This window comes from Pandoraea norimbergensis (assembly GCF_001465545.3).
GTDB lineage: Bacteria > Pseudomonadota > Gammaproteobacteria > Burkholderiales > Burkholderiaceae > Pandoraea > Pandoraea norimbergensis.
The window spans coordinates 4,373,906-4,391,333 of the sequence record NZ_CP013480.3 but is presented as its reverse complement, the minus strand read 5'-3'; the positions used below and the strand labels follow the sequence as shown (position 1 = coordinate 4,391,333).

The following is a 17,428-nucleotide window of genomic DNA, read 5'->3' as shown; positions in this document are numbered from 1 at the left end:
GCAGTTGAGTGACTTACTTCGCCGCGACCTTCGCGCCGGCCGGTGCCACCGGCACGATGCGGTTGTCGATGAACTGCGCCCACACGTAGTCTTGTGCCGACAGCGCGTCGTGCTGCTGCTCGCTGAAGGGCTTCACGTAGGTTTTGATGAGACCGTCGTAGCGGTCGATCTTGTAGAAGCCCGTGCGGATCGCATCGCCATTGGTCGAACCGGCTTTGTCGATGGCGAGTGCGGTGAGACGCATCGCATCGTAGGCATTGGCGACGCCCACGGCCGGGGTGATGTCGTCGGCGCCCTTGATGTCCGAATACTTCGCCTTGAGGGCGGCGACGACGCGTGTGCTCACCGGCGACGTCGCGCCGAAGAAGCTATACGTCTGCACGAAATGCACGGTCTTGGCGTTGGGGCCGGCCAACTCGGTGAAGCGACCGCCTGCGGGCCCCCAGTGCGAGACGATAGGCACCTTCCAGCCCATGCGGTCGAGCGACTTCACCACCTGCGCCGACGGGCCGACGTTCCCGACCATCAGCAAAGTGTCTGCGCCCGCAGCTTTCAGACGCCCCAGTTGCGGCGTGACATCTACGTCGTTCGCCTCGAACTTCTCGACGGCGGCGGGCTTCATGCCCTTGGCGGCGAGCGCCGCGACGATGCCTTTCTCGTTCGACTCACCCCACGGGTTGTTCACGAGAATCAGGCCGAGCTTTTTCGCGCCGAACGTCTGCTGCGCATAGTTCACCATGGCCCCGTCGACGATCTCATCGACGGCCGACACGCGGAACACATAGTTCGGATTGGCCCCGTTACGGGTAATCGGCGTGCCGGCGGCCCACGGCCCCATGAACGGCACTTTCTCCTGATTGGCGATCGGCACGATGGCCATCGAGACCGGCGTATCCAAGCCGCCGAAGAGCACCGCTACTTTGTCCTTGTAGATCAGCTCGCGCGCGGCGAGCACGCCCTTGGCGGGGTTGCCTTCGTCGTCGCGGCGCACCAGTTCGAGTTTGCGGCCGCCGAGCACGCCGCCACTCGCATTGATCTCATCGATGGCGATCGTCATGCCGCGCGTGAGCGCTTCACCGGCGCGCGCCGACTGCCCCGAGAGCGCGGTGACGAGTCCGATCTTGACCGTGTCCGCCGCGTAGCTCGCGATGCTGGCGAACGACATGCCGGCCGCCGTCAGTGCAAACGCACCGATGCGAAGCCACTGGCGGCGGGAGCCGGATAGGGCGGATACCGGCGTCGAGTCAGTGGCAGCGGTAGTGGGGGCGGCGTTGGGACGTGCAGAGGCAGACATGAGCAATCTCCGTAAGGGCACAGACGACGTATCAGAAGCGAATCGGAAGGGGCGAATCACCGCCCGGCATCGGGCACAGCCCGTGATATGCAGCCCGTACGCAAGAGGTGTGCCACCTCGTCGACATTTCTCCGATATCGGTCTGTACGATATGAATGGCAACGTGTTGACGATCTGGCATCGAAATTGCGAACGATTGTGTGTAGCGTTCGTAGACGATGTGTTTTGCGCCAACTCGGAACGCGCCCGCACTGCGGCGGTGCGCAAATGTTTCAAGACGGCTCACGACGGGGATTTGCGCGAGACCGTGCAAGCCTTTAGCGATCCGAACGGAAGAAAGCACACGCCGACGACGAATGAACGGCCTCAGAACCTGAGCCCCTTGCGACGCCATACCGCAACGACGACACACAATGACCTCTGCCCTGACCCTTCCGGAACGTGATGACGCCGTAACCGACGACGCGCGCTTCGGCGCACTGCGCTCGCACGACCGCTTCGACTATCTGCCGATCACGGCACGCGACACGTATCGCTGGCCCAACGGCGCACGGCTGGCCGTCTATCTCGGTTTCAATCTGGAGCACTTCGCCTTCGGGGAAGGACTGGGCGCGAATCTCGGCCCTGCCTCGCCGCAGCCGGATGTGCTCAACTACAGCTGGCGCGAATACGGGAACCGGGTCGGCGCGTGGCGTTGTCTCGATCTGTTCGACGACCTGTCGATGCCTGTGGGGGCGGTGCTCAATACGTCGTTGCTCGATCACTGCCCCGAGCTTGTGCACGCGTGCGTGGCGCGCGGACACGAACTGATCGGGCATGGCCATACGAACGCGCATCGGCAAAGCGACTTCGAGTACGCGCACGAGCACGATCTGCTGGCGCATTGCCGCGCGCGTCTGATGGAGGCAACCGGCCACACCCCGACCGGGTGGCTCTCGCCATGGATCTCGGAGACGCATCACACGCCGGATCTGCTCTCGCGCACGGGCTATCGCTACACGCTCAACTGGTGCCACGACACCCGCCCGGTGCGCATGCGCACCGCTCACGGCACGCTGTGGTCGGTGCCGTATCCGCAGGAGGTCAACGACATCCCTATGATCGTCGGACGTCAGATGGACGGTGCGACTTTTGCTGACATGATTGTCGACAACTTCGACGAGATGTACGCGCAGGCGGAGCACCCGACGCGCGGGCAGCCGCTCGTGATGGGGATTGCACTGCACCCGTATCTCGTGGGACAGCCGTATCGGCTTCGGCATTTGCGGCGTGCGCTGACCCCCATCGCACAGGCGGCGCAGCGTGGCGAGATTTGGATTGCGACGCCCGGCGAAATTGCCTCGCACGTCGCCTCGGTCAGTGTCGACCAGCCTGACACCGTCATGGGATGAGCGCATCATGACGCTCAAACCGTATTGCCCGGATTGCCAGACCTCGACCTTATTGCCTTTGTCGCTTATGCCAGCTTCTTCCAAATCCACGCCCCCGCGCGCGCGCCGTGGTGCCGCCAACCCCACGGCCCCGCAGGACACCGAATCCCGTCTGCTCTCTTTGCACTCGCCGGTCGCCAACGACGCTGACGAACAGAGCGCCGAGACGCGCATCGAGACGAACATCTACCGCACCATCGTCGATGGCGTGCTGGCGCACCGCCTCACGCCCGGCACCAAGCTCCCCGAACCGGAACTCTGCCAACTCTTCGACGTGGGCCGTGCGGTCGTGCGCCGCGTGCTGGAGCGTCTCGCGCATGACGGCATCGTCACGTTGCGCCCGAACAAAGGGGCCGTGATCGCCGAGCCGACACCGGAGGAAACGCGGGAGATTTTCGAAGCGCGCCGGGCGTTGGAGCGTTCGTTGGTCGAGCTGGCGGTGTCGCGCGTGACCGAAGACGACCTCGCCATGCTGCGCCGGCAACTCGATGCCGAACACGAAGCGATGCACCGCTTCGATCAACCGTCATGGGCAAGGCTGGCGAGCGACTTCCATCTGCGTGTCGCCGCGCTGGCGGGTAACGCCGTGTTGCAGCGTTATCTCACCGAACTTATCTCGCGCTGTTCGCTCATCGTCGGGCTGTACGAGCCGCCGGGCTATGCCCCGTGCGAACACGACGAACATGCCGCGATCGTGGCGTGCATCGAGCAACGCGACGCCGCCGGTGCCATCGCCCGCATGCAGTCGCATCTCGAAGAACTTGAGCGTCGCATCGAGACGACCCGGATGCGCGGGCAAAAGAGTCTGGCGTCGTTGCTCGGCTTGCCTGAGGTCGCTGACGTCGAAGACGACGCCCCGTCGCCCGCGCCAGTCAAACGCACTAGCCCCCAACGCACCGCCCGCAAACGCGCCTGAGGACATCGCATGGAAATCGACTTCCGTGAAATCACGGCGTATCAGCGCTACAAACTGATGGCCAGCCTGATCGTGCCGCGCCCGATCGCGCTCGTCACGACGATCAACGAGGGCGGCACCGTCAACGCTGCGCCGTTCTCGATGTTCAACATGCTGGGAGAAGAGCCGCCGATCCTGATGCTCTCGATCAACCGGCTTGAAGACGACTCGCTCAAGGACACCGCCACGAACATCCTGCGTGACCGGGAGTACGTCGTGCATCTGACGGACGAGGCGATGACGGCCCGCATGCACGCGTGCGGCGAGCGTCTGCCGCCGACCGAGAGCGAACTGGCGCATGCGGGACTCACGCCGGTGCCGAGCAGCCTCGTGGCGCCGCCCCGCATTGCAGAAGCTCCGGTCGCGTTCGAATGCACCTTGTGGGAGACGCTAGAGACGGCAAGCCGTCACATTTTCATTGGACGTGTTGAGCGCATGCACGCCCGCGACGAGTTGATCGATACGGAAAACTGGCGCGTGCGCTTGCAGAACTACTTCCCGGTCGGGCGCTTCGGCGCGAGCTTCTACGTCGACACACGCAATCGCTTCTCGCTGGAGCAAAGCGACGGGGAGCCTACGGCCGCGACGGCCGTCGACGAGATGTGAGGGCATCGCCCCGTTTATCGACCCGTGATCTTGATGCGGCCGGTATCCCCAGCGTCGATTTGACAAATTACCAACCAACTAGTAGATTGGCCGTCATTCGCCGTTTTCCCCTGCGTCAATGGCGTGTTCGGGCGGCGCATGCCAAGCCCCGTTGACGTCAATCGAGCCAAGGACCATGACCGTAGAGCTGTCACCGCGCGCAACCGAAATTGCCGATCACACCAAGCAATTGCTGGCGGCGGGGGGGTATCACGGGTTCAGTTATGCGGATCTGTCCGAGCGCGTGAACATTGGTAAGGCCAGCATTCACCACCATTTCCCGAGCAAGGCGGAACTGGTGCTGACGGTCGTCAGGCGACATCGGGAACAAGCCGAAGCCGGGTTGGCGGCGCTGGACCAGCATGTGCCGGACCCGACGGCACGGCTGAGCGCTTACACCGACTATTGGGCGCAGTGTATTCGTGACGGCTCGATGCCCGTGTGCATTTGCGCCATGCTTGCCGCCGAGCTGCCGATGATCCCCAAGGAGATTGCCGACGAGGTTCGCGGCTACTTCGACGATTTGGCCGCGTGGATTGCGACGGTGCTCTCGGCTGGCGTAGCGAAGGGGCAGTTCAAGTTGCGCGATAGCGCACGTGTGGAGTCGCAAACGTTTATGTCGACGGTACACGGTGCCATGCTGACCGCGCGTGCGTTGGGCAGCGCGGATGCGTTTCAGGCCATTTCGCAGGCGGCGATCCACCGCTTGCGCGCGACGGACTGAGCATCGCTCGGGCTTATTCGGAAGGAAGGGCGCTTTGGCGCCCAATTTTTGGATCTTTCTATCAACCAACTAGTTGGTTGATTATTTGATGAACGTTTCTTAGACGGAGTCTATTGCCATGCCTCATCCCATCTCCACCTTGGGCGCGGGTCACACCGCCGTCAGTCTCGTGACATTTGCTGCGGGGCTGATCAGCTTCGTCCGGTATCGGCAGATCGAAAGCACCAGCCGATCGGGCAAGCTTTATTTGGCCGGGATGTTGATCTCGGTGCTGACGTCGTTCGGGCTGTCCAGCACGGGCGGCTTTAATGCGGGCCATGCACTGGGCATCTTGGCCTTGCTCGCGACGCTGGGCGGGCTGGTCATCCCGCGCATCGATTTTCTCGGACGCTCGCGGCACTACCTGTCTCAGTTCGCCTTCGCGTTCAGCTTCTTCCTGCTGATGGTGCCGGGTATCAACGAGACGTTGACGCGGCTGCCGGCCGGTCATCCGCTCGCGAGCGGTCCGCAATCGCCGCTGGTGCGTGGCGCGCTGACGGCATGGCTGGGTATCTTCGTGATCGGGGCCGTCGTGCAGTTTCTGTGGCTGCGTGCGCAGCGCAGCCGTGCGTGAACGGCCTTTGCGTGGCATTGCCGGAGTGTCGCGACCCTTGGCGGTCGCGACACCTCGACTCACGAGTCAGCTTGTTGCCAGCGCAAATTCCACCGCCGCCTTGGCGTGCAGCGCGGTCGTATCGAGCAGCAGCAATTCGTTGTCCTCTGGCTTCACCAGCAGCGAGATTTCGGTGCAGCCGAGGACGATGGCTTGCGCGCCGCGTGAAGCCAGTCGTGCCATGACGTCCTGATACGCGGCACGCGACGCGTCTTTGACGACGCCGACGCAAAGCTCGTCGTAGATCACGCGATGGACCACTTCACGATCGTCGGCATCCGGGACGAGCACGTCGAGACCGAACTTCTCACGCAGCCGCGACTTGATGAAGTCCTGCTCCATCGTGAATGCCGTCCCCAGCAGTCCGACACAGGTGATGCCGCGTGCTTTGGCAGCGTCACCAACCGGGTCGGCGACGTGCAGCAGCGGGATGGATACCGCATCCTCGATAAAACCCGCAAGCTTGTGCATCGTGTTCGTGCAAAGCACCACACACTCGGCACCGCCCGCTTCAAGGCGCTTCGCCGCTTGTTGCAGCAACACACCGGCATCGTCCCAACGTCCTTCGTGCTGGGCGCGCTCGATCGGACCGAAATCGACGCTGAACATCAGCATCTCGGCCGAGCGCAACGGCCCGAGCCGGGTCTGAACGGCTTCGTTGATGATGCGGTAGTACTCGGCGCTGGACTGCCAGCTCATACCGCCGATAAGGCCGATGGTGCGCATGAAAACTCCTTCTGCACTGGGCTAGACAAATGGGCCGATCAACTTATCGCCGCACCAACGCCACAACATAAACACAAGGCTGCTTGCCCGGATTGCGGAACGTGCAAGGCGCGGGCGGTCCCAGTTGAAGACAGTCGCCCGCCTTCAGTTCATAAGTCAACTCACCCTCGTCGAACATCAACGTGCCTTGCTGCACCCAGATCTGCTGATGCTGGAACGTGAACGCCGATGACGGATACGACACATTCACACCCGGTGGCAGCGTGACCTCCAGCAGTTCCAGCATGCCGCCATTGCGCGGCGACACCGCGCGGCGCAGGTAGCCCGTCTCCGGGTCTTGCCAGACGAGTTGCTCGTCGGCGCGGCTCAACCGCTCGCCGGACTGTTCTGCGAGCGATAGCAGCATGGACAGTTGCAGGCCGAACGCGCCTGACAGGCGCCCCAGCAACGTGGCGGTCGGCGAGGCCGCGCCTCGCTCGATCTTGCTGATCATCGCTTTCGACACGCCGGAGCGCTCGGCAAGGTCGCCCAGCGACCAGCCGCGAGACTCGCGTTCGATTCGGATGCGATGCGAAATCGCCGGCGTCGGATCGGCCATCGGGGGCGTCATGCTGTGATTCCAAAGGTGTCGAGTTGCGAAATTATACAAGTCGACTCTCGCACAAACCCATCGAAATACGACGCCTTCTCCCGCCCGAACTCCGTGTTAACCCCCATCTGAAACATTTTTGATCGTAGTCAAACGTCTACTATAGTAAACGGCAACGACGATTCGACAGCCGTCGATTCCGCTTTCAAATTTGTTGCAGACAAGGAGTCAACATGCCCCGTGAAATTCGGCTGAACGCTTTCGAGATGAACTGCGTGGGTCATATTCAGCAAGGTCTCTGGACGCATCCCCGCGATCAATCCACGCGCTACGGCGAGCTTCAGTACTGGGTGGACTACGCGAAGAAGCTGGAGAAGGGGCTCTTCGACGGCATGTTCTTCGCGGATGTGGTCGGCGTGTACGACGTGTATGGCGGCAACGCCGACGCAGCACTGCGCAATGCCGTGCAAGTGCCGGTCAACGACCCGCTGATGCTCATCCCGGCGATGGCCGCGGCCACGCAACACCTCGGCTTCGGCGTCACGGCCAACCTCACGTACGAGCAGCCGTTCCTGTTCGCGCGCCGCATGTCCACGCTCGATCACCTGACGGGCGGGCGCATCGGCTGGAACATCGTCACGGGCTATCTCGACAGCGCGGCGCGCGCCATCGGCATCGAAGGCCAGATCGCGCACGACGATCGTTACGACCTCGCCGACGAATACATGTCGCTCGTCTACAAGCTCTGGGAAGGCAGTTGGGACGACGATGCCGTGGTGGCCGACCGTGCGGGCGGCGTGTACGCCGACCCGTCGAAGGTGCGGGTCATTCATCACCATGGCAAGCAGTACAAGGTCGATGCTATGCATCTGAGCGCACCGTCGCCACAACGCACGCCCGTGCTCTATCAGGCCGGCTCGTCCCCGCGCGGCTGCCAGTTCGCTGCCACGCACGCCGAGTGCGTCTTCGTGAACGGTCAGAAGATGGACGGCGTGAAGGAGATCGTCGACACGATCCGCGCACAAGCCGTGGCGCACGGCCGCAATGGCGAAGACGTCAAGGTCTTCATGGGTGCCACGCCCATCGTCGGCCGTACCGATGCCGAGGCAAAAGAGAAGTTCGAAGAGTATCGTCGTTACGTGAGCTCCGAGGGGGCACTCGCGCATGCGGCAGCGTCGCTCGGCATCGACTTCGCCAAGTACGACATCGACGAGCCGATCGACACCGGCAAGAGTCAGGCCATTGTGTCGAACGTCACGGCCATGACGCGTGCAGCCGGTCCGCAGTGGACGCGCCGCAAGCTGCTCGAACAGATGGTGCTGGGCAGCCGCCAGACGCCGTGGGTCGGTTCCGCACAGAGCATTGCCGACCAGATGATGTCGTGGAGCGAAGCTACCGGCATCGACGGCTTCAACCTGTCGCGCACCGTTGTGCCGGAGTGCTTCGAAGACGTGATCGATCTCGTGGTGCCGCTGTTGCAGGAGCGCGGCGCGTACAAGACCTCGTACGGTGAAGGCACCTATCGCAAGAAGCTTTTCGGCCACGACCGTCTGCCGCCGTCGCACAGCGCCGCGCAATACCGCTCGGGCAACAACACGGGCACGAAGTAAGCCCGCCGTGAATCGCAACCGTCACGTTGTGAACGAGGAAAACGACATGGACAAGAGCACGGTGGATAAATCGATCTTCCGCGAAGCGATGGCGGGGCTGGGCGCTGCCGTCAACGTCATTACCACCGACGGCCCCGGCGGTCTCGCCGGCTGCACGGCGTCGGCCGTGTGCGCCGTCACCGACGATCCGCCCACGCTGCTCGTGTGCATCAACCGGGCGAGCCGTAACAACGCCGTCATGCGCGAGAACGCCCGTTTGTGCGTGAACGTGCTCTCGGCCGATCAACGCGATATCGCCATGCAGTTCGCCAGCAAAGACCTCTCCATCGAAACCCGCTTTGCCAGCGGCGATTGGGACACGATGGAGACCGGCGCGCCCGCGTTGCGCGGCGCCGTCAGCGTGCTCGATTGCGAGGTGGCATCGGTCACGGAAGTGGGCACGCATACGGTTTTCTTCTGTGAAGTGAAAGCGGCCCGCTCCACCAGCGCGCTCGACGGACTGATCTACTTCGCACGAGGTTTCCACCGCGTGGGTATGGTCGCGCAGTCGGCGAGCGCGTGAGGACGGACGCGTCATGGACTCAATGAGCACCGCCCGCCACCACCGCGCACCACGCGGCAGACTCGCATCGCTGGCGATCGTGCTGCTGGCACAGGTGGCGGCGATGGGCGTCTGGTTCTCGTCGACGACTGCCGTCGCGCTTATCAAGCGAACGCAGGCGATTGCGTCGGGCGACGAGGCGATGCTCACGGGCGCCGTGCAGCTTGGCTTTGTCATTGGCACTGTCGTGTCGGCGACGCTGGCGCTGCCGGACCGGTACGACCTGCGCAAGATCTTCGCCGCGTCGGCCCTGATGGCGGCAATCACGACCGGTGCGCTGGCGGTGCTGCCACCGACCGGCCCGCTGGTCATCGCACTGCGCCTGCTCACCGGCGTATGTATGGCAGGCGTGTATCCGGTGGGTATCCGGCTCGTCGCCACGTGGGCGAAAGCCGACCTTGGCCTGCTGATCGGCTTGCTGGTGGCGGCGCTCACGCTGGGCTCGGCGAGCCCCCATCTGATCGGGGGCTGGCAGGACCTCGACTGGCGCTGGGTCTATCTGGTCGCGGCGATGCTGGCGGTGATCTCGGGCGTGGCGATCGTGTTCGCCAACATCGGTCCGAACATCAAGCGCGCGTCGCGTGTCGACTTCTCGAAGGTGACGCAAGCGTGGCGCGATCCCGCCGTGCGGTTGGCAAATCTGGGGTATCTCGGCCACATGTGGGAGTTGTACGCCATGTGGGCTTGGCTGGGGCTGTTCCTGCAATACACGCTGCATTTGCATGGTGTTGCCGATTTTCACGAGAAGGCGGAAGTGCTGACCTTTGCGGTGATTGCGTTCGGTGCGGTCGGTGCGTGGGCCGGGGGGCTGCTCGCCGACCGCATCGGCCGAACGCTCGTCACGATTGGCGCGATGGCGATCAGCGCGACGTGCGCAGCGCTCATCGGCTGGCTGCCGGGTGCGCCGCTGGCGATCGTCGTGGGCGTGGCGTTCGTGTGGGGCTTCTCGGTGATCGCAGATTCGGCGCAGTTCTCGGCGGCCGTGGCCGAGCTGGCAGACCCGACCTCGGTCGGCACGTTGCTCACCGCGCAAACATGCGCCGGGTTCCTGCTCACGCTCGCCAGCATCCGGCTGGTTCCCGTCGTCGTGTCCCATCTCGGCTGGGCGGGCGGCATGGGCATGCTGGCGATCGGTCCGGTACTCGGCTGCGTGGCGATGTGGCGGTTGCGCCAGCACCCCGCATCGCGCCGTATGGCGGGCGGCAAGCGATAGCGCATTCGTCTTCTTTCGTTCTCTCCTTCCTGTTTTCGAGACGTTGAAATGTATTCCTACCCTGACATCAAGATGCTGATCGGTGGTCTGTGGCGCAGCGCGCCCGGCCAGCCCGTGACGAACCCTTCGGAGGGCACGACGATCGGCATGGTGCCGACGGCGACGCCCGCCGACCTCGACGACGCGCTGTCGGCCGCCGACAAGGGTTTCCGCGTCTGGCGGCGCATGTCGCCCGCCCAACGCACCGAGATCATGCTGCGCGCCATCGCGTTGCTCAAGGAGCGTGTTGAGAGCATCGCCTTCGCGATCTCGCTGGAGCAGGGCAAGACGCTGGCACAGGCACGGGCCGAAGTGCTGCGCGGCTGCGATCTGATGACGTGGGATGCCAATGAAGGCAAGCGCCTTTACGGCCGCGTGATTCCCGCCGAGCCGGGCATGCGTCACACGGTGGTGCGCGAACCCGTCGGCGTGATCGCGGCGTTCACCCCGTGGAACTTCCCGATGAGCTCACCGGCCCGCAAGGTCGGTGGTGCGCTCGCCGCCGGTTGTTCGATCATTCTCAAGGCGGCAGAGGAAACTCCCGCCGGTGCCGTGCTGATGGCGCAGGCGTTTCAGGATGCTGGCTTGCCGGATGGTGTGTTCAATCTCGTATTCGGTGATCCGGCGATGATCTCGTCGCACCTGATCGCGAGCCCGGTCGTGCGCGGCATCACGTTCACCGGTTCGACGCCGGTCGGCAAGCATCTCGCGGGTCTCGCGGCCAAGGCCATGAAGCCGGCCATTCTGGAATTGGGCGGCCATGCGCCGGTCATCGTGTGCGACGACGCCGATCCCGAAGCGGCGGCGCTCGCCTGCGTCAAAGGCAAACTCAACAACGCCGGGCAGGTCTGCGTGGCCCCCACGCGCTTCTTCGTGCATCGCAACGTCTACGACGCCTTCGTGAATGCCTTTGCGCGTCAAGGCGGCGCCATTCGTGCGGGCCACGCGTTGGAGTCGTCGAGCGATATCGGCCCCGTCGTGAATCAACGTCGTCTGGACGCACTGCACTCACTGGTCGACGATGCCGTCGCGCGCGGTGCCCGTGTGGTCTGCGGCGGCGAGCGCAACGACGGCCCGGGCTACGTATTCCCGTTCACGGCACTGGCCGATGTGCCGGCCGATGCGCGCGCCATGCTTGAAGAACCGTTCGGCCCGCTCTCGCTCATCGTGCCGGTCGATAGTCTGGACGACGCCATCGCACGCGCCAACGAAGTGCCGTACGGCCTCGCAGGCTATGCCTTCACGCGCTCGGCGGCCAACGCGTACCGGTTGGGCGACGAACTCGAAGTCGGCAACCTCGCGATCAATCATCTGGTCTCGGCCGTCTCCGAAACCCCGTTTGGCGGCGTGAAAGACAGCGGCTACGGCAGAGAGGGCGGCACCGAGGGGCTTGAGTGCTACACGCACGTCAAGAGCATCTCTCACCTGATGGAACCGGCGTAACCCGACGACGGCTCCGACGCGGGGAATCGTACGGGACACGCTTCGCCGCATTCGTGAAGCGCCGCACGGCGACGATCACTTTTGTGATCCGCCGTTCGGCACGACAAGCAAACGGGAACAACCTGGAGATGTGCATGCGGTCCATATATCTATTAGCACTCCTACCTGTATTGGCAGTTCTGGTAGGTCCGTTTTTCGTCAATCGCGTCACGCCGTACGTACTCGGCATGCCGTTTCTGCTGGCATGGCTGGCAGGGGCGCTCGTGCTCACGTCGATTGTGATGGCCATCATTTTCTATGCCGATCAGGCGCGACTCGCGTCGTCCGATCACGGTGGCGAAGGAGCCTGAGCATGAATAGCGCATTGATCTTTATTTTTCTGGCGGTCGCGCTGGCGCTGTTCCTCGGTATCCGGGCGCGTCGCGGCAAGGACATGAGTCTGGAGCAGTGGACCGTCGGCGGACGCGGCTTCGGCGCAGCCATCGTGTTCCTGCTGATGGCGGGCGAAATCTATACGACGTTCGTATTCCTCGGCGGCAGCGGCTATGCCTACGGGCACGGCGCAGGCGCGTACTACCTGCTCGGCTACGGCAGCCTGCCGTTCATTCTGTCGTACTTTCTGCTGCCGCCGATCTGGCGCTATGCCAAGGAGCGCCGGCTGATTTCGCAGCCTGACTTCTTCGCGTCGAAGTACGACAGCCCGGTGCTGGGCGTGCTGGTCGCCATCGTCGGCTTTGCGGCGCTCGTGCCGTACCTCGTGCTCCAACTCAAGGGGCTGGGCATCATCGTCAGCGTGTCGTCGTACTCGGCCATCTCCTCGAATCAGGGCGTGCTGATCGGCGCCGTCGTGGTGGCGGTGTATGTCGCACTGTCCGGTGTGCACGGCTCGGCATGGACGTCCGTCGTCAAGGACGCGCTCGTCATGTTCGTCGCCGTGTTCCTTGGTCTCTATCTGCCGTACCACTACTACGGTGGGGTGGGCGACATGTTCGCGGCTATCGAAAAGGCGAAGCCCGGCTTCTTGGCACTGCGCGATGTCGGCGAGAGCCCCGTGTGGATGGTTTCCACGGTGATTCTGTCGACGCTGGGCTTCTACATGTGGCCGCACATGTTCATGGCGACGTACACGGCCAAGCGCGAGGAAGTGCTGCGCCGTAACGCCTTCGTGCTGCCGATCTACCAGTTGATGCTGCTGTTCATCCTGTTCGTGGGCTTCTCGGCAGTACTCGCGGTGCCGGGCCTGACGGGCGGTGATATCGATCTGGCGCTGTTCAAGGTGTCGCTCAAGACGTTCGATCCGTGGTTCGTCGGCGTGATCGGTGCGGCCGGGATTCTGACGGCGCTGGTGCCGGGATCGATGATTCTGATGACCTCCGCCACGCTGCTCGCGAACAACGTGTATCGCCCCCTGCGGCCGAAAGCCACCGATGCGGATGTGGCCCGCTTGGCGAAGTGGCTCGCACCGGTCGTGATGGCGCTGGCGGTGCTGTTCACGCTGAACGGCGGGCAGACCATCGTCGCGCTGTTACTGATGGCCTATGCGTTGGTGACGCAGTTGTTCCCGGTGTTGCTCGCCAGCCTGATCGGTAAGCATCTCGTGACGCGTCCGGCGGCGTTCGCCAGCATCATCGTCGGTGTGTCGACGGTGGCATGGGTGTCGATCACCAAGAAGTCGGTGGCTGCGCTGTTCCCGTTCTTCCCGGACGCGCTCAAGGACCTCAACGTCGGCATCGTCGCACTGGTGTTCAACGTGATCACGCTGGTGGTCGTGACGTTGCTCACGCGTCGCACGGCAGGCGCTGCGCGGCTGTCGGCCGATGCGTCCTGACATGCACTGACGACGCACTAATGAAGTGAGCGAGACGCCTGTGCCATCGGGTCATGCCGGGTACGGGCGTCTTGCGTGACAGACAAGCTATGACGAATCCTCTGAATATTCCCCGCATCGCCTTCGTGCAGGCGGGCTGGCACGCCGATTTGCTCGACGGCGCGCGCGACGCGTTTTTGACGCGTATGGCAGAGCTGGGTGTGCCCGCCGATGGCGTCCGCCATTTCGATGTGCCGGGTGCTTTCGAAATCCCCTTATTCGCGAGACGCCTCGCGCAAAGCGGGCAGTACGACGCCATCGTCGGGGCGGCACTGGTCGTCAACGGCGGCATCTACCGTCACGAGTTTGTGGCGCAGGCGGTCGTCGATGGCCTGATGCGTGTGCAACTCGACACCGATGTGCCCGTTTTCTCGATGTCGCTCACGCCGCATCACTTTCACTCGCACGACGAGCATTACGGCTTCTTTGACGAGCACCTTCGTCACAAGGGGCGTGAGGTCGCCGACGCCTGCCTCGGCATGCTGCGTGCCCTCGCCAATATCGCTCCCGAGCCCACTCAGAAGGAATCTCAGACATGACGCCCTCAAGCGATCTGGACGCCTTGCTCGCCCAAGGCGGCGACGCGTTGCGCACTCTGCGCCGTGACTTGCACGCGCATCCTGAACTGCGCTTCGAAGAACGTCGGACGGCCGATGTCGTCGCCGACTACCTGACGGCGTTCGGCTACTCGGTGGATCGGGGGATGGCAGGCACGGGCGTCGTCGCCAGTCTGCCGGGGAAAGACCCCACGCGTGGCATCGTGTTGCGTGCCGACATGGACGCGCTGCCGATTCAGGAAGCCAACACGTTTGCCCACGCGTCGTGCCATCACGGCGTGATGCACGCCTGCGGACACGACGGCCACACCACGATGCTGCTCGGTGCGGCCCGGGTACTCCGCGAACTTCCACAACTGCCCGGCTCGGTGCACTTTGTCTTTCAGCCGGGAGAGGAGGGCGGCGCGGGGGCGAAGAAGATGATCGACGACGGCCTGTTCGTGCGCTTTCCGACGCAGGCAGTCTTCGGCATGCACAACTGGCCGACGCTCCCGGCGGGCGAGTTCGGCCTGCGCACGGGCCCGATCATGGCCGCAGGCGTGCGCTTTCGGATCACCATTCGCGGCAAGGGCGCCCACGCTGCGCAACCGCACCTCGGACTCGACCCGATCCCGCTGGCATGCTCGATGGTGCTTCAGTGCCAGACGCTCACGGCCCGTCACAAGGACCCGGTCGCGCCTGCGGTCGTCTCGGTCTGCATGATGCACGCGGGCGACACCGACAACGTGATTCCCGACACGGCGGAGTTGCGCGGCACGATCCGGACGCTGTCGTCGGCCGTGCTCAACCAGTTGCAAGACGACATCCGCCGTATTGGCGACGGTCTGGCAACGGCCTTCGGCGCGACGATCGAGACCGAGTTCTTCCAGTACTACCCGGCGACGGTGAACACGAAGCCCGAGACGGCGTTGTGCGAGCAGGTCATTCGCGACACCTTCGGCGATGCGGCGACGCACGCGGATGTGCCGCCCAACATGACGTCGGAAGATTTCGGCTTCATGCTGGAAGCGAAACCGGGGGCGTACGTGCTTATCGGCAACGCACCGCGCGGCGAGACCGGCGTCGGTCTGCATCATCCGGCCTACGATTTCAACGACGACATCATTGACGATGGCGTTCGCTATTGGGTCGCGCTGGCACAGGGCTATTACCAGACGAAAAGCAACGACTGAAGTCGGTGAAACAACGCTGATGCCGATTTCGATGAATAAAACCAAAGTAAAACGATTGAAATTCGGTATTCAGTTTTAACACGCACAACATCGCTTCAAATCCCCGAAACCCGCTGCTGGTGGGCTTTCGGGGGTGTTCAGCAAATCCTACATCGTTCGGCTAGAGTGTATTTACGCGTAGTTGATATGCGCTTCCGACGAATTAAAACAAGAGGAGACTTGCTGAAATGCGGTTATTGCTATTGCTGCCGTTTATCGGTTTGTTGTGGGTGCCGTTCTACAACAGTGAGCTGCCGTCGCTGTGGGGATTTCCGTTCTTCTACTGGTACCAGTTTGCTTGGGTGCCGGTCACATCGCTGCTGATCTGGATCGTATTTCGCGATGGTCTGAAGAAAGGGGAAGAGTAAATGAGCGCCGGTATCAATTGGACCGCGCTAGCGGTCTTCGTGTTTTTCTTTGTCCTCGTGACCGTCATGGGTTTCTGGGCGTCGCGCTGGATGGCGGGCCCGTCGAACAAGGGCGCGCATCTGGACGAATGGGGTCTGGGCGGGCGTAATTTCGGCGCGTGGATCACCTGGTTCCTCGTTGGCGGCGATTTCTACACCGCCTATACCGTGATCGCTGTTCCGGCATTGGTCTACGCCGTCGGCGCATATGGGTTCTTCGCGCTGCCCTACACGATTCTCGTCTACCCGATCGTCTTCCTGATCATGCCGAAGCTGTGGCACGCCGCACACAAGGCTGGCCACGTGACGGCGGCAGACGTCGTCTACGGCCGCTATCAGTCGCGTCCGCTGGAACTTGCCATTGCGATCACGGGGGTGGTGGCGACGATGCCGTACATCGCCCTGCAACTGATCGGTATGGAAGTTGTGATCAAGGCGCTGGGGCTGACGGGCGAGCTGCCGCTGCTGGCCGCATTCGTCATTCTGGCGCTGTACACCTACTCGGCGGGTCTGCGGGCACCGGCGCTCATCGCGTTCGTCAAGGACCTGATGATCTACATCGTCGTCCTCGTCGCCGTGGTGGTCGTACCGGCCAAGCTGGGCGGCTACGGTGTGGTGTTCGATACGGCGCGTGACGTGTTTGCCAAGAAGGGCGGGGCCACCGGTCTGACGCTCAAGCCGGCGCAGTTCCTGCCGTTCGCCACACTGGCGCTCGGCTCGGCGATGGCCGCGTTCATGTATCCGCACACGCTGACGGGCATTTTCGCCGCCAAGGACGCAAACACGATTCGCAAGAACGCCGTGTTCCTGCCCGCCTACACCGTGCTGCTCGGCCTGATCGCGCTGCTCGGTTTCATGGCCTACGCCGCCGGTGTGAAGGTGCAGACCAACAACGACGTCGTGCCGGCGTTGTTCAACGGCCTGTTCCCGAGCTGGTTCGCGGGCTTCGCGTTTGCTGCGATCGCCATCGGTGCCTTGGTGCCGGCTGCTGTGATGTCCATCGGCGCCTCCAACCTCTTCACGCGCAATTTCTGGAAGCCGTACGTCAACCCGAACATCACGAATGAAGGGGAGGCGAAGGTCGCCAAGATCGTGTCGCTGGTCGTGAAGCTGGGCGCGCTGGTGTTCATTCTGTTCCTGCCGACGCAGTTCGCGCTCGACCTGCAATTGCTCGGCGGCGTCTGGATCTTGCAGACGTTCCCGGCGCTGGTGTTCGGTCTGTTCGTGGGCTGGTTCGGCGCACGCGCGCTGCTGTGCGGGTGGGCCGTCGGCATCGTGTGCGGCAGTTGGCTCGCGTTTGCCGACGGGATCAAGCCGGTGCACACCTTCACGCTGGGTGCCGACAAGTACTCGCTCTACACCGGGATCATTGCGCTGGTGGTGAACATCGTCGTTGCGGTGGTCGCCAATGTGCTGCTCGGCAAGGGCTCGCGCCCGGCGCTGCGTAACGCGTAAGGAAGTTTTG

At 63.3% G+C, this 17,428-nt stretch carries 18 protein-coding genes; 15 read left to right on the top strand and 3 right to left on the bottom strand.

Annotated elements, in window-relative coordinates:
- Window positions 1–13: 13 nt before the first annotated feature.
- Complete coding sequence (locus AT302_RS19205; RefSeq protein WP_058379786.1) at window positions 14–1,165, bottom strand: ABC transporter substrate-binding protein; 1,152 nt, start codon at window positions 1,163–1,165, stop codon at window positions 14–16.
- Between the two features lie 542 nt (window positions 1,166–1,707).
- Between AT302_RS19205 and AT302_RS19200 the strand changes: the two genes are divergently transcribed.
- From AT302_RS19200 to AT302_RS19180, 5 genes are all read left to right on the top strand, one after another.
- Entirely contained in the window at window positions 1,708–2,685 is a 978-nt protein-coding gene (locus AT302_RS19200) for a polysaccharide deacetylase family protein (protein WP_058375381.1), read from the top strand.
- A gap of 67 nt (window positions 2,686–2,752) precedes the next feature.
- Complete coding sequence (locus tag AT302_RS19195; protein ID WP_084656329.1) at window positions 2,753–3,640, top strand: GntR family transcriptional regulator; 888 nt, start codon at window positions 2,753–2,755, stop codon at window positions 3,638–3,640.
- 9 nt (window positions 3,641–3,649) lie between these two features.
- The gene (locus tag AT302_RS19190; RefSeq protein WP_058375380.1) at window positions 3,650–4,285 is read left to right on the top strand and encodes a flavin reductase family protein; all 636 of its coding nucleotides are present in this window, start codon (window positions 3,650–3,652) and stop codon (window positions 4,283–4,285) included.
- Window positions 4,286–4,460: 175 nt separating this feature from the next.
- Window positions 4,461–5,048, top strand: coding sequence for a TetR/AcrR family transcriptional regulator (locus tag AT302_RS19185; RefSeq protein WP_058375379.1), 588 nt, complete (start codon window positions 4,461–4,463; stop codon window positions 5,046–5,048).
- A gap of 118 nt (window positions 5,049–5,166) precedes the next feature.
- Window positions 5,167–5,661 carry a hypothetical protein gene (locus AT302_RS19180; protein WP_058375378.1) on the top strand — a complete coding sequence of 165 codons (495 nt, stop codon included), beginning with the start codon at window positions 5,167–5,169 and terminating at the stop codon, window positions 5,659–5,661.
- A gap of 66 nt (window positions 5,662–5,727) precedes the next feature.
- Here AT302_RS19180 and AT302_RS19175 read toward each other — a convergent pair whose 3' ends face one another.
- Window positions 5,728–6,426 (bottom strand): aspartate/glutamate racemase family protein, encoded by a 699-nt coding sequence (locus AT302_RS19175; RefSeq protein WP_058375377.1) that lies wholly within the window; start codon window positions 6,424–6,426, stop codon window positions 5,728–5,730.
- A 43-nt stretch (window positions 6,427–6,469) separates the two neighbouring features.
- The gene (locus AT302_RS19170) at window positions 6,470–7,036 is read right to left on the bottom strand and encodes a helix-turn-helix domain-containing protein (RefSeq protein ID WP_058375376.1); all 567 of its coding nucleotides are present in this window, start codon (window positions 7,034–7,036) and stop codon (window positions 6,470–6,472) included.
- 212 nt (window positions 7,037–7,248) lie between these two features.
- On the opposite strand from AT302_RS19170, the gene AT302_RS19165 reads away from it, so the two are divergent.
- From AT302_RS19165 to mctP, 10 genes are all read left to right on the top strand, one after another.
- Window positions 7,249–8,625, top strand: a complete 1,377-nt coding sequence (locus AT302_RS19165) for an LLM class flavin-dependent oxidoreductase (protein ID WP_058375375.1) — start codon at window positions 7,249–7,251, stop codon at window positions 8,623–8,625.
- 46 nt (window positions 8,626–8,671) lie between these two features.
- Window positions 8,672–9,187, top strand: a complete 516-nt coding sequence (locus AT302_RS19160) for a flavin reductase (protein ID WP_058375374.1) — start codon at window positions 8,672–8,674, stop codon at window positions 9,185–9,187.
- A 13-nt stretch (window positions 9,188–9,200) separates the two neighbouring features.
- Window positions 9,201–10,439 carry an MFS transporter gene (locus AT302_RS19155; RefSeq protein ID WP_058375373.1) on the top strand — a complete coding sequence of 413 codons (1,239 nt, stop codon included), beginning with the start codon at window positions 9,201–9,203 and terminating at the stop codon, window positions 10,437–10,439.
- A gap of 48 nt (window positions 10,440–10,487) precedes the next feature.
- Window positions 10,488–11,921 carry an NAD-dependent succinate-semialdehyde dehydrogenase gene (locus AT302_RS19150; RefSeq protein WP_058375372.1) on the top strand — a complete coding sequence of 478 codons (1,434 nt, stop codon included), beginning with the start codon at window positions 10,488–10,490 and terminating at the stop codon, window positions 11,919–11,921.
- A 170-nt stretch (window positions 11,922–12,091) separates the two neighbouring features.
- Window positions 12,092–12,271 carry a DUF3311 domain-containing protein gene (locus AT302_RS19145; RefSeq protein ID WP_407668790.1) on the top strand — a complete coding sequence of 60 codons (180 nt, stop codon included), beginning with the start codon at window positions 12,092–12,094 and terminating at the stop codon, window positions 12,269–12,271.
- A 2-nt stretch (window positions 12,272–12,273) separates the two neighbouring features.
- Window positions 12,274–13,749: a sodium:solute symporter family protein gene (locus tag AT302_RS19140; protein ID WP_058375370.1), complete on the top strand. Its 1,476-nt coding sequence runs from the start codon at window positions 12,274–12,276 to the stop codon at window positions 13,747–13,749.
- Between the two features lie 89 nt (window positions 13,750–13,838).
- The gene (locus AT302_RS19135) at window positions 13,839–14,327 is read left to right on the top strand and encodes a 6,7-dimethyl-8-ribityllumazine synthase (RefSeq protein ID WP_058375369.1); all 489 of its coding nucleotides are present in this window, start codon (window positions 13,839–13,841) and stop codon (window positions 14,325–14,327) included.
- Complete coding sequence (locus tag AT302_RS19130) at window positions 14,324–15,517, top strand: M20 aminoacylase family protein (RefSeq protein ID WP_058375368.1); 1,194 nt, start codon at window positions 14,324–14,326, stop codon at window positions 15,515–15,517. Before AT302_RS19135 ends, AT302_RS19130 begins: the two co-directional genes overlap by 4 nt.
- A 227-nt stretch (window positions 15,518–15,744) precedes the next feature.
- A complete protein-coding gene (locus AT302_RS19125) occupies window positions 15,745–15,924 on the top strand; it encodes a DUF3311 domain-containing protein (protein ID WP_058375367.1) in 180 nt (59 codons plus the stop codon).
- Complete coding sequence (mctP, locus tag AT302_RS19120; RefSeq protein WP_058375366.1) at window positions 15,925–17,418, top strand: monocarboxylate uptake permease MctP; 1,494 nt, start codon at window positions 15,925–15,927, stop codon at window positions 17,416–17,418. It begins immediately after the preceding gene.
- The last annotated feature ends 10 nt before the right edge of the window (window positions 17,419–17,428 follow it).